We start from the raw sequence: 12,248 nt of genomic DNA on the forward strand, positions 1-12,248 counted from the left end.
CTAGCCGTCGCGGAAGGTGCGCGCGACATAGTCCATCAGCGGCTGGGTCAGGTAGGTCATCGGCGTGCGATCCATGGTGCGAATAAAGGTTTCGACCGGCATGCCGGGGATCAAGGTTGTTCCATCGGGCAAGCGCGCGGCCTCACCCGGATTCAGCACGATCTCTGCGTCGTAGTAGCGCTGGCCCGTGGTTTCGTCGGCAAAGGCATCGGCCGAGACCTGCCGCACGGTTCCGAACAGTTCCGGCGTTCGACGTTGATCGAGCGAGGAGAAGCGCAATGTCACGTCCTGACCCCGCTGGACCGAGTCGATATCCGTGGGCGAGACTTGGGCGGTGATGACCAGGGGCCGGTCCTGCGGCACGAGGTAGAGGACCGGCTGCGCGGGGCGGATCACTGCGCCCTCTCCGAAAACCTGTAACCCGTAAACCACCCCGGACACCGGTGCCCTCAGGTCCAACCTGTCGAGCTGACGGCTCAGGTTGGCGCGTTGTTCGCGCAGTTCCAGCTCGTTGAATTGCAGGTCGCGCAATCGCGTAATGGCCTCTTCGCGGCGGGCGGTTTGGAGGCGGATGATCTCCAGTTCCAGCTCGGTGATCTTTTCTTCGGCCTGAGCCTTGTTCGCGGTTAGTTCCCCGGCCTGGCCGGTCAGGCGGGCTTTCTCACGTTCAAGGGTCAGCACGGTCCCGGCCTGCGCAAGCCCCCGATCGAGAAGCGATTGCTGGCTGGTCAGTTCCTGCTCGATCAGGTCGAGCTGCCGGGTCAGGGCCGCCTGCTGGGCTTCGATACCGACGATCTGGCTGCGGATCTGTCCGGTCCGGCGCCGCAGCTGCTCGGCTTCCTGCTCTGCCGTTTCAAGCCGGGTGCGGAACAGGCGTTCCTGCCCCTGCATCAGTTCGGCGGCCTCCGCGTGCCCGCCGTCCCGCAGGATCGGGTCGAATACCAGCGTGTCACTGCGGTCGCGCTCGGCTTCGTAACGGGCGCGGCGGGCCAGGATCTCGAAAAGCTGGCCCTCGATGATCGAAAGGCGCGCACGCAATTCGTCGGGGTCCAGCCGAACCAGAACCGCGCCCCGTTCAACCAGATCGCCCTCTGAAACCAGGATCTCATGGACGATCCCGCCGTCGATGTGCTGCACGACCTGGCGGTTCTGTTCGACCACGATCCGGCCTGACGCGATGACAGCCCCGGAAATCCGCGCGGTCAATGCCCAGGTGCCGAACCCGCCGACAAGGATCAGAAGCGACAGAAGCCCTATAACGAGCGGGCGGCGCACTGGCCATTTGCGATGCGTGTCGGTCATGCCACCCCGCCGCCTTCGGACCTTGCCTTTTCGATCTCGGCGCTGTTCGACACGATCTTCTTGAGCACGTCCTCTCTTGGGCCATAGGCACGGGCCGTGCCGCTCTCGAGATAGAGCAGCAGGTCGCATTCCTGAATCGCCGCGGGGCGATGCGCCATGATGAAGACCGCTCGACCGTCCTGTTTCATGGCGCGGATTGCGGCGTTCAGGGCTTTTGACCCCTCGTTGTCGAGATTGGCATTCGGCTCGTCGAGGACCAGCACCACCGGGTCGCCGTACAATGCGCGCGCCAGTCTGATCCGTTGCACCTGTCCGCCGGACAGGCGACCGCCGGTCATGTCGACCCTGGTGTCGTAGCCATCCGGCAGCTTCAGGATCATTTCATGCGCGGCGGCCTTTTTCGCGGCGGCCACCACGGCGGCGTCATCGGGGGTGTTCGACATGCGGGCGATGTTTTCCTTGATCGTGCCATCGAACAATTGCACCCGTTGAGGCAAATAGCCGATATGCTTGCCCAGCCGGTCGGGCTCGTACTGGTCGAGCGCCGCGCCATCGAGCCTGATCTTGCCGCCCGCCGGTGCCCACAACCCGATCAGTGCCTTGGCAAGCGTGGTCTTGCCCGCCCCGGAAACGCCGATCACACCCATGGCCTGGCCGGGTTCGAGGCGAAAGCTGACCATGCGAAGGGTCGCGCTGGATTGTCCGGGCGGCACGACGGTGACATCCCGCGCTTCGATGATGGCGCGGGGGGTCGGCAGGTTGGTGCGGGGCGACGCCTCGGGCACGGCCCCCAGAAGCCGCGCCAGGCTTCGCCAGGCGTCAATGCCCCGCTGCACGACGGCCCATTGATTGATCAGCAGTTCAACCGGCGCCAGCGCCCGCCCCAGCAGGATTGATCCTGCGATCATGGCCCCGGCGGTCAGCTGGTCCTGCAGCACCAGGTAGGCCCCGAGCCCCAGCATCGCGGATTGCAGGAACAGCCGGAAAGACCGGGTGATCGCGGTGAAACCGCCCGATTGGTCGCCGGCGCCGACGCTGGCACTCAGGCTCTTGCCACGCAGCTGCTCCCATCTTTCGAAGGTGGATTGCCGCATGCCAAGCGACTGCACCATCTCGGATTCGTTACGCAGTGCCTGGCCCAGCATGTCGGTCTGATGCGCAGCCTGGTTCGCCTCGGCGAGTGGTGTGCGTGTGGACATCTGGTTGGCCAGTGCCAGAAGAACAAGCGCCCCGCCCCCGGCAATGGCCAGGTAGCCCAGCCAAGGGTGAAAGATGAAGATCCCCAGAAGGAAGATCGGCGTCCAGGGCAGATCGAACAGCGCCATCAGAACCGGCGACGTGATCAGCCGCTGGACGCTCTCGAGGTCGCGTTGGCCGGTCGCGGCTTCTTGCGGGACACGGCCGGTGCCGCGCGCGGCAATCGACGCCATGAAAACCCGACGGTCCAAAGCCGTCTGGAAACGTGCGCCGACTCGGCCCATGACCCGGCCGCGGGCGTAGTCCAGAAGCGCCATCATCAGGTAAAGGAACCCGACCAGCACCGACAGCGCCACGAGTGTCTCGACCGAACGCGACCCGAGCACCCGGTCATAAACGTTGAGCATGTAGAGCGGCCCGGTCAGCATCAGCGCGTTCACGAAAACGCTGAATACTCCGACGAACCAGAACAGCCCGCGCGACTTGCGCCGAGCGCTACGCAATTCCCGCCGACCGGCGGCGATCTCGGCTTGTGTCGGGTCAGCGTGCTTCATGGGCGCGTTTCTGCCAATCCTCGACCTGCGATCCGGTTCAGCGTGGTATGGAGAACACGAATTCGCTTTGCTTCCGGAGCGGACCTGTTCCTTGCCAGTTTGTCCGCTATCTGGGAAAGGTTAACAAAGCCCTGATTGGAAATGCCATTGCCTTTTGGAATTCGCAAAGCCCTTTCGACCGCCTGCGCCATTTTTGCCCTCGGTGCGGTTGCTGCCTGCACGCCCGCGCCGCCGGGCGGTGGGCTGGACGATCCTTACGAGGCGACCAATCGCGACGTGCATGAATTCAACAAGTCGCTGGACCGGGCTGTTCTGCGGCCGCTCGGCCAGGTGGCTGCCGCGACACCGCGGGAATTCACGGGCCCGGTGTCGAACTTCGCCGACAATACTGGCCTGCCGGGTATGGTTCTCAACGGAATGCTGCAGGGCGATATCGGTGGTGCCGCGACCAACACCATGCGGTTCCTGCTCAACACCACGATCGGTGTCGGTGGGCTACTCGACCCGGCAGGTGGGATCGGCCTTTACGAGGAGTCGACCGATTTCGGCGAAACCCTCGCCGTCTGGGGCGTGCAGGAAGGCGCCTTTATCGAGCTGCCTGTTCTTGGCCCTTCGACAGAGCGGGATGCCGCCGGTCAGATTGTCGATTTCGTCCTGGATCCGCTGGCGCGGGTGGGGACGCGCCCGCAGATCGAATATGGACTTGCGGCGCGCGGCGCCCGGATCGTGATCGACCGGGGTCAGTTCATGCAGACCGTCGATGGCCTTCTCTACGATAGCGCCGACAGTTACAGTCAGGCGCGATCTGCTTATCTTCAGAATCGTCGGTTCGATCTGGGCGAAGCGCCCCCCGTCGAGGAAACCGTGATCGACCCCTTTGCCCTTGATCTGGAAGGATTCGAATGATGCGTCTGTCTCGTCGACAGTTCACCGCCCTTGGACTGGCCGCAACCGTGGCCACCGCTGTGCCTGTGCCCGCTTTTGCCTTGACCGGCGCACAGGCTCAGGCCCTGGTTGACCGGGCCGTGGCCGATATCAATGCCATCATCTCGTCAGGCGGGACCGAGGCGCAGATGGTGCGTCAGTTCAAAGACGTGTTCGATGATTACGCCCACACCGCCGCGATCGCGGCCTCTGCCCTCGGCGTGGCCGGACGGTCGGCCAGCAATGCGCAGCGATCGGCATTCGTCGATGCGTTCGGTCTCTACCTGGCCAACAAGTACGGAAGACGGTTCCGTGAATTCGAGGGGGGCGAGATCATCGTCCAGCGCACCGTTCCGGTGAACAATTACATGGAGGTGCAGACCATCGCGGACCTGCCGGGTCAGGCGCCGTTTCGTGTGGATTTCCATGTCTATGACCGGCCCGGTCGGCCGGTCTTTTTCAACCTGATCGTCGAAGGGGTGAACCTGCTTGTGTCCGAGCGCCAGGAAATCGGCGCCATGCTGGACCAGCGCGGCGGAAACCTCGACCGGCTGATCGCGGACCTGAGGGCAATGGGATGAATCGCGCGATTGTCCTTGCGCTGACGCTGCTGCCGGGGCTGGCCTGGGCCACGCCCTATGACGGCACCTACCGTCAGAACGCCAACGCCGATTGCGGGTTGGTCGGCGTCGATGGCGGTGCGCTGAAGATCGAGGATGGCATCTTCTACGGCGTCGAAAGCCAGTGCCGCATGACCCGACCCGTCAACGTCGTGGATATGGATGCGACGCTCTATACCATGGTGTGTAGCGGTGAAGGCTCGAGCTGGACCGAACGAGCCATGGTCATGGACGCCGCCGAAGGTGACGGTATCATCATGGTCTGGAACGGCTATGCCTTCCGGTATGAAAGCTGCGTCGCGCCCGGCCAGGAATAGTAGTGGCGGGCGCTATTGTCCCTGAAGTTCCATCAGCAACAGCTCGATAAGCTGGTTTGCGGCGTCGTCCGACAGGCCGGGCCCGCCTTGTTGAGAGGCGCGCGGCGCCTGCATCGGTAGGGGAGACCGCGGCAAGCCGTCCAGAACACGTGTCATGGTCTGTTGCCAGATATCGGCGGGCAGGCCGGATCCGGTGACGCCTGTGAGCGGTGTGTTGTCGTCATAGCCCATCCAGACCCCGGCGACATAGTCCGCGGTGAAGGCGATGAACCAGGCATCGCGCGCCTGTTGAGAGGTGCCGGTTTTGCCGGCGATCTGCCAGCCGTCGATCTGCGCGCGGCGTCCGGTGCCCTGTTCGACAACCTGGTGCATCATCCAGGTCAACTGCCGGGCCGCGTCCTCACTTATCACGCGTTCCCGGATGCCGCCGGCGGCGTCCATCAACGGCGCCGCATCCCCCATCAGCCGCAGTTCCACCAAGCCATAGGGTTTCACCGCCGAGCCGCCGTTCAGGATGCCGGCATAGGCGCCGGTCATTTCCAGAAGGGTGCTTTCGGACGTGCCGAGCGCGATCGCGGGGCCCGGTGCAAGGTCGCTTTCGATGCCGAACATCTCGGCCACGGTGCGCACGTTTTCACGGCCGATCCGCTCCGAGATCTTCACTGCCGGAATGTTCAGCGAGGCCATCAGCGCCTGGGTCAGGGTCACCTGGCCGGCATAGTCGCGACTGTAATTCTGCGGGCACCATTCGTCCTGCCCTGGTATGGACCAGCAGGTGGGCTCGTCCACGACGACGTCCATTGGCCGCATCCCGAGGTCCAGTGCCGTCGCGTAGACGAAGGGCTTGAACGCCGATCCGGTCTGGCGCAGCGCCTGGGTGGCGCGGTTGAATGCGCCGGCAGCCTGGGTGTTTCGACCCCCAACCATGGCCCGCACGGCACCATCCGCACTCATCACCACGATGGCGGCCTGGGCCGACGACCCCTCACGCACCTTGTTCTCGAAGACCCAGGTCAGCCCCTCCTCGGCGGCTTCCTGCACGCGTTGGTCCAGGGTCGTACGGATGATCACATCCTCGGTGGTGTCGCGGGTGAAGAATTCCGGCCCGCTTTCCATGACCCAATCGGCGAAGTAGCCACCCGACCGTTGCCGCGCGGCCTCGGAGAGGGTGGCGGGGTTGGCCTGTGCCACGGCCTCTTCCTGGGCGCTGAGATAGCCCTGTTCCCGCATCAGCCGCAGGACCGTTGCACCGCGATCCTGTGCCCGTTGCAGGTTGCGCGTGGGCGAGGTGGCCGAGGGCGCTTGCAACAGGCCTGCCAGCATGGCGGCCTGCGGTGCGTTCACCTCGGCGGCGGAAATCCCGAAATAGCGCTGTGCAGCGGCCTCGAAACCCCGCGATCCCGCGCCCAGATAGGCCCGGTTCATGTAGATCGTCAGGATCTCGTCCTTGGTATAGCGGGTTTCCATCGCCATGGCGTAAGTCGCCTCGACGATCTTTCGCCACAACGTCGTTTCGCGGCAATCAGCCTCGTAGGCGGCCTCGTCTTCCCATTTTTCCGGATCGTAGGGTCGCCCGAAGCATAGCAGCTTGGCTGTTTGCTGGGTGATCGAGGACCCGCCCGCGCCGGACAGCGGGTTGCCGCTGTTGCGGTAGTTGCGCACCATGGCTGCCGCCGTGGCGTAGAAGTCGATGCCGATGTGATAGAAGGCGTAGAACCGTTTGTCCTCGGTGGCCACGATGGCATTGCGAAGATGCGGGCTGACGGTATCGGCTGTGACCATGCCGCCGAACTGGTCGCCGCGCCAGGCAAAGACCTCGCCCTCTCGGTCAAGCAGGGTGACCGACCCGCGGGTGCGGCCATCCACCAGCTCATCGAAGGCCGGCAGCGAAGACGCATAGTAGAAGACTCCCATCCCGACGATCAGTGCCACAACGAGTCCGACACGAAGCCCGATGCGCCAAACCAGCAGCAGAACCCACTTGATCAGACCGCCGAAGAACGCTGTGACGGCGCCCAGGGGACCGCGCCGCTTGGGCGGTTTGCGCCGGGTCGGCGCGGCCTTGCGGGCCTTGGAGGCGGGCTTTTTGCGTTTTGGGCCTGACCCATGGCGCTTGTCGGCCACCAGCGGTGGTCGTTTGCCTTTCGTGCCGGACATGTCTGCTCTGCCATTGCCGAATTTTGCCCCACAATAGCCTGCCGGGATTCGTTTGTAGAGGCGCTTTCCCCGCTGCCCGGCGCTTTTATGCTTGCCTATTTGATAGGCACATTGCCTCAATTGTGTAAATTTTGTGCGTTTTTCCACGCCAGTTCATTTCGCATGTGCAGCATTTTATTGAGGTCCGGCGTCACTCGCGCCCCCTTTTAGGCCGAGCGCAGTCGGATTGGCTGCGCGCCCAGAGCCAAATGCAAGGGGAAGCAAGTGAAACTCATCATTGCGACAATCAAACCGTTCAAGCTCGAGGAGGTCCGCGAAGCGCTCACCTCCATCGGCGTGCGCGGCATGATGGTGACCGAGATCAAGGGGTTCGGTTCCCAGTCCGGTCACACCGAAATCTACCGCGGGGCGGAATACGCCGTGAACTTCGTACCGAAGGTCAAACTGGAAATCGTTGTCGGCGCCGCATTGGCGGACGAGGTCGTTTCGACCATCGCCAAGACCGCGAAGACCGACAAGATCGGCGACGGCAAGATCTTCGTCCTCGACGTGGAAAGTGCCCTGCGCGTGCGCACGGGCGAAACCAATGACGACGCGCTTTGACGCGCAGCCCAAGGGACATCTGACAATGAAACTTCTCAAGACACTTTCGGTCGCCAGTGCGTTTACCGCCCTGCCGACCCTTGCGCTGGCCCAGGAGGCCGCGGCGCCGGGCTTTGACGAGATCGGCCCCTATATCATGACAACCCTGCTGTTCCTCGTGGGCGGCTTCCTCGTGTTCTGGATGGCGGCTGGCTTTGCCATGCTCGAAGCCGGGCTTGTCCGGTCCAAGAACGTCACCATGCAGCTGACTAAGAACATCGCACTTTTTTCCACGGCTGCCATCATGTACTGGCTGGTCGGCTTCAACCTGATGTATCCGGGTGAGTTCAACGGCTACTTCGCGCCGAACTTCGTGCCCACCGTGCTGGAGCCCGTTGGTCTGGCCGCTGCTGACGCCTCTTTGGATTATGCGTCGGTCGCCTCGGACTTCTTCTTCCAGCTGATGTTCGTTGCCGCAACGGCCTCGATCGTGTCGGGTGCTTTGGCCGAGCGGATCAAGCTGTGGCCCTTCCTGATCTTCGTCGTGATCCTGACCGGCATCATGTACCCGATCACCGGGTCCTGGCAGTGGGGCGGCGGCTTCCTGTCGGAGCTGGGCTTCTCTGACTTCGCCGGTTCGACCGTTGTGCACTCGGTCGGTGGCTGGGCCGCTCTGGCTGGTGCCATCGTGCTGGGCCCCCGTCTGGGCAAGTACAAGGACGGCAAGGTCAACCCGATGCCGGGTTCCAACCTCGCGCTTGCCACGCTGGGCACGTTCATCCTGTGGCTGGGCTGGTTCGGCTTCAACGGTGGTTCGCAGCTGGCTGCTGGCACCGTGGGTGACATCACCGATGTGGGCCGGATCTTTGCCAACACCAACATGGCTGCCGCTTCCGGTGCTATTGTCGCCCTGATCCTGACCCAGGTGATGTATGGCAAGGTCGACCTGACCATGGTGCTAAACGGTGCGCTGGCCGGCCTCGTGTCGATCACCGCCGAACCGCTGGCCCCGTCGCTCTTCGGGTCGCTGCTGATCGGTGGCGTGGGTGGCGTGATCGTCGTCCTGACGGTTCCGATGCTGGACAAGTTCAAGATCGACGACGTCGTCGGCGCCATTCCGGTTCACCTGATCGCCGGTATCTGGGGCACCATCGCTGTCGCCTTCTCGGGCAGCGCCACCATCGGTGCACAGATCACGGGGATCCTGGCCTACGGTGTCTTCACCTTCGTGGTGTCGCTGGTGGTCTGGTTCATCCTCAAGGCTGTCATGGGCATCCGCGTCAGCGAAGAGGCCGAGATCCAGGGGCTCGATACGAGCGAACTGGGCATGGAAGCCTATCCCGACTTCACCAAAGGCTGACCTTCCTTCCGAATAGCCTTTGACCAACTGCCCGGGCGAGCGATCGCCCGGGTTTTTTGTTGTCTCAACGAAAAGCGCCGTGGCGGTCAGGCCACGGCGTTGAATGCTTGCAGGGTCCGGGGCGTCAGTCCCCGATCACCTCGGCGATGGCCCTGGCCAGAACAGGCACCGTGTCCTTGTTCAGCCCGGCGATGTTGATCCGGCTGTCGCCCACCATGTAGATCGCATGGTCGGTCTTGAGTGTCTCGACCTGCTCGGGTGATAGGCCAAGCCGCGAGAACATGCCGCGATGTTCGGCCACGAAGTCGAAGGCATCGGAATTGGTCAGGCGGCGCAATTCATCCGCAAGCTGCTTGCGCAGCTCCAGCATGCCAAGGCGCACCTCTTCCAGCTCGGCCTGCCAGTCGGCGCGCAATTCCGGGTCCGACAGGATCATGCTGACGCAGCGCGCGCCATGATCGGGCGGGAAGGAATAGTTCTGCCGGTTGAGGTAATTCATGTTCTGCTGGCTCAGAGCGGCCTCGTCCGCATCCTTGGAAATCGCCATTAGGATACCCGTGCGTTCGCGGTAGACCCCGAAATTCTTCGAACAGCTGGCGGCGATCAGGACGTTGTCGAAGGCGGTGGCGACGCGGCGCGTGACCGCGGCATCCGCATCCAGCCCGTCGCCGAAGCCCTGGTAGGCGATGTCGATCATCGGAACCAGGCCCTTGCCTTCCATGACGGCGATCACTTCGTCGATCTGATCAAGCGTCAGGTTGGCGCCGGTGGGGTTATGGCAGCAGCCATGCAGCAGGACGATATCGCCCGCTTTGGCGCCGGCCAGATCCTCCAGCATGCCGTCGAAGTCTATCCCGCCGGTGCTGTCATCGAAATAGCGATAGGCTTTTTGCGGCATGTCCATGAACTTGAGGATCGAGACATGGTTCGGCCATGTCGGGTTCGACACCCAGACGGTGGCCTGCGGATTGGCCAACCGCACCAGTTCGAACCCCTGCCGACAGGCCCCGGTGCCACCGGGTGTGGCAATCGCGGCCACACGGTCGCGCGCGACGCTGTCGCCCAGCACCAGCTCGATCATGGCATCGGCAAAGGCCGGGTCGCCGGCCAGCCCGGTATAGGACTTGCTTTCCTGTTCCTCGACCAGGCGCCGCTCGGCGGCCTTGATCGCGCGCATGACCGGGGTTTTGCCCTCGGCGTTCTTGTAGACACCGACGCCCAGGTCGATCTTGCCGGGGCGCTCATCGGCCTTGTACTGCGCCATCAGCGCAAGGATCTTGTCGGCGGGTTGTTGGCTCAGGTTCTCGAGCATCAGGCTTCTCCGGTTGCGATGGGCAGGTCGTCATACATGCCCCATTCCGACCAGCTGCCGTCATAGACGGCGTGGTCCGTTTTTCCGATCCGTTCGAGGGCCAGCGAGAGGATCGCGGCGGTGACGCCGGACCCGCAGCTGGTGATGGCGGGTTTTTTCAGGTCGACCCCGGCCGCTTCGAAAGCCGCCTTGAGCGCGTCAGTGTCCTTCATTGTGCCGTCGTCCTTCAGAAGCTCACCGAACGGCAGGTTCCGCGAGCCGGGGATGTGCCCGGACCGCAGCCCCTCGCGCGGCTCCTCGACTTCACCGCGGAAGCGTTCGGCGGCGCGGGCGTCGATGATCTCGTGATCCTTCAGCTTGGCGGCGCGGGCCACCTGCGTGACGTCCTTGACCAGGTGGTTCTGGCGCTGGACGGTCATGTGCCGGTCGCGGATCACCGGGGGCATATCCTCGACCGGGTGTCCCTCGGCCCGCCATTTCGGGAACCCGCCATCCAGCACCGCCACATCCGTCTTGCCCATCAGGCGGAACAGCCACCAGACGCGCGCGGCGGAAAACAGCCCGGCCCCGTCATAGACGACCACCTGATGGCCGTCGCCCACGCCCATGGCGCGCATGCGTGACATGAATTTCTCGACCGGCGGCACCATGTGCGGCAATTCCGAGCGATGGTCGCTGATCTCGTCGATATCGAAGAAGCGCGCGCCGGGAATGTGGGCGGCCTCGTACTCTGCCCTTGCGTCGCGGTTATCGGCGGGCATGTACCACGAGGCGTCGATCACCCGCAGGTCGGGGTCCTTGAGGTGGCTTGCAAGCCAGTTGGTGGAAACAAGCGTCTTCGGGTCGTCGATGGCCATCGGGTCACTCTCGCGCTGGAAACGCTTCGTCCCTACCGCCGTGCCCGGAATACTGCAAGGTTTCCATGCAGAAAGGCGCGCCACACCGGGCGCGCCTGGAACCGGGAATGCAAGCCGGTTGCCTTACTTGGCCATCATGGTCTTGACCAACCCGGCGACAGCCAGCAACGCGCCGCCGCCGACACCGCCCCCGGCAACTGATCCGATGAGCGAGCCGATATCCATGCCGCCCGAAGCCGCCGCGGCGGCCATGCCGTCTGCGCCCAGCATGCCCATGATCTGACCGCCAAGGCCCCCGCCGACGATCCCGGCGATGGAATTGCCCAGCGTGCCCAGCGAAAGGTTCTTGAAGATGCCCCCGGCAACATTGCCGCCGATCGCACCCGCGACCAGTTGAATGATGAGTTGTTCCATACTCTTCTGCTCCTGTTGTCCCGCGATGGCGGTCGGCCCGCAAGGCCGGTTCGATTTGACTCGCGGTCAGGATAGGCTGGCGGCACTTGCAGCCGACAGTGAGAGAAACGCGCCGCTATTCCCCGTGCTTTAGAAGGCGTTGCTTCTGGCGGTTCCAGTCGCGCTTGGCCTCGGTGGCGCGCTTGTCTGCCTTCTTCTTGCCCTTGGCGGTGGCGATCTTGAGCTTCACCATGCCCTTGTGGTTGAAATACATGACCAGCGGCACGAGGGTCATGCCCTCGCGCTGGGTCGCGTTCCACAACCGGGCCAGTTCGCGCTTGTTCACCAAGAGCTTGCGGCGGCGCCGTTCCTCATGCGGGAACATCGCCTGCTTGTAGGGGGCGATATAGGCATTGGTCAGCCAAAGCTCGCCATCCTCGACGCTGGCATAGCTGTCGGCGATGTTGGATTGACCCGTGCGCAGGGATTTGACCTCGGACCCGGACAGCACGATGCCACATTCGAGATCGTCCTTGATCTCGTAGTCGCGGCGGGCCTGCCGGTTCTCGGCGATGACCTTGTAGTTCGGGTTGTCGGGTTGCTTCTTGGCCATGGGGGCCTGAGATAGGGCATGGGCGGGGTGCGCACAAGCGGTCTGGCCATCGGCGGACAG

Annotated in this window: 12 protein-coding genes; 5 read left to right on the forward strand and 7 right to left on the reverse strand. The window is 63.7% G+C overall.

Annotated features, from left to right (window positions below):
* Positions 1-1,302 carry an HlyD family type I secretion periplasmic adaptor subunit gene (locus DFK10_RS00685; RefSeq protein WP_109385557.1) on the reverse strand — a complete coding sequence of 434 codons (1,302 nt, stop codon included), beginning with the start codon at positions 1,300-1,302 and terminating at the stop codon, positions 1-3.
* Positions 1,299-3,053: a type I secretion system permease/ATPase gene (locus DFK10_RS00690; protein ID WP_109385559.1), complete on the reverse strand. Its 1,755-nt coding sequence runs from the start codon at positions 3,051-3,053 to the stop codon at positions 1,299-1,301. Before DFK10_RS00690 ends, DFK10_RS00685 begins: the two co-directional genes overlap by 4 nt.
* Before the next feature lie 141 nt (positions 3,054-3,194).
* Between DFK10_RS00690 and DFK10_RS00695 the strand changes: the two genes are divergently transcribed.
* Genes DFK10_RS00695 through DFK10_RS00705 form a run of 3 tightly spaced genes read left to right on the forward strand, consistent with a single transcriptional unit; the run spans position 3,195 to position 4,914 of the window.
* The gene (locus tag DFK10_RS00695) at positions 3,195-3,959 is read left to right on the forward strand and encodes an MlaA family lipoprotein (protein WP_109385561.1); all 765 of its coding nucleotides are present in this window, start codon (positions 3,195-3,197) and stop codon (positions 3,957-3,959) included.
* Positions 3,959-4,558: an ABC transporter substrate-binding protein gene (locus DFK10_RS00700; protein WP_328589325.1), complete on the forward strand. Its 600-nt coding sequence runs from the start codon at positions 3,959-3,961 to the stop codon at positions 4,556-4,558. The genes DFK10_RS00695 and DFK10_RS00700 overlap by 1 nt, the downstream gene beginning before the upstream one ends.
* Complete coding sequence (locus tag DFK10_RS00705; RefSeq protein WP_109385563.1) at positions 4,555-4,914, forward strand: hypothetical protein; 360 nt, start codon at positions 4,555-4,557, stop codon at positions 4,912-4,914. Before DFK10_RS00700 ends, DFK10_RS00705 begins: the two co-directional genes overlap by 4 nt.
* Positions 4,915-4,926: 12 nt before the next feature.
* Here DFK10_RS00705 and DFK10_RS00710 read toward each other — a convergent pair whose 3' ends face one another.
* Positions 4,927-7,071 (reverse strand): transglycosylase domain-containing protein, encoded by a 2,145-nt coding sequence (locus tag DFK10_RS00710; protein WP_109385565.1) that lies wholly within the window; start codon positions 7,069-7,071, stop codon positions 4,927-4,929.
* 264 nt (positions 7,072-7,335) lie between these two features.
* Here DFK10_RS00710 and DFK10_RS00715 point away from each other — a divergent pair, with 264 nt between their 5' ends.
* Positions 7,336-7,674, forward strand: coding sequence for a P-II family nitrogen regulator (locus DFK10_RS00715; protein ID WP_109385567.1), 339 nt, complete (start codon positions 7,336-7,338; stop codon positions 7,672-7,674).
* Positions 7,675-7,699: 25 nt separating this feature from the next.
* On the forward strand, positions 7,700-9,013 hold the full coding sequence (locus tag DFK10_RS00720) for an ammonium transporter (protein ID WP_109386003.1): 1,314 nt from the start codon (positions 7,700-7,702) through the stop codon (positions 9,011-9,013).
* Positions 9,014-9,137: 124 nt separating this feature from the next.
* On the opposite strand, the gene DFK10_RS00725 is transcribed toward DFK10_RS00720, so the two are convergent.
* From DFK10_RS00725 to smpB, 4 genes are all read right to left on the reverse strand, one after another.
* A complete protein-coding gene (locus tag DFK10_RS00725; protein ID WP_109385569.1) occupies positions 9,138-10,325 on the reverse strand; it encodes an amino acid aminotransferase in 1,188 nt (395 codons plus the stop codon).
* Positions 10,325-11,182, reverse strand: coding sequence for a 3-mercaptopyruvate sulfurtransferase (sseA, locus tag DFK10_RS00730; protein WP_217810023.1), 858 nt, complete (start codon positions 11,180-11,182; stop codon positions 10,325-10,327). Before sseA ends, DFK10_RS00725 begins: the two co-directional genes overlap by 1 nt.
* Before the next feature lie 123 nt (positions 11,183-11,305).
* Entirely contained in the window at positions 11,306-11,596 is a 291-nt protein-coding gene (locus tag DFK10_RS00735) for a hypothetical protein (protein ID WP_109385571.1), read from the reverse strand.
* A 115-nt stretch (positions 11,597-11,711) separates the two neighbouring features.
* The gene (smpB, locus tag DFK10_RS00740) at positions 11,712-12,188 is read right to left on the reverse strand and encodes an SsrA-binding protein SmpB (protein WP_109386007.1); all 477 of its coding nucleotides are present in this window, start codon (positions 12,186-12,188) and stop codon (positions 11,712-11,714) included.
* Positions 12,189-12,248: the final 60 nt, after the last annotated feature.

The organism is Salibaculum griseiflavum (genome assembly GCF_003129565.1).
In the GTDB taxonomy this organism is placed as follows: Bacteria; Pseudomonadota; Alphaproteobacteria; order Rhodobacterales; family Rhodobacteraceae; genus Salibaculum; species Salibaculum griseiflavum.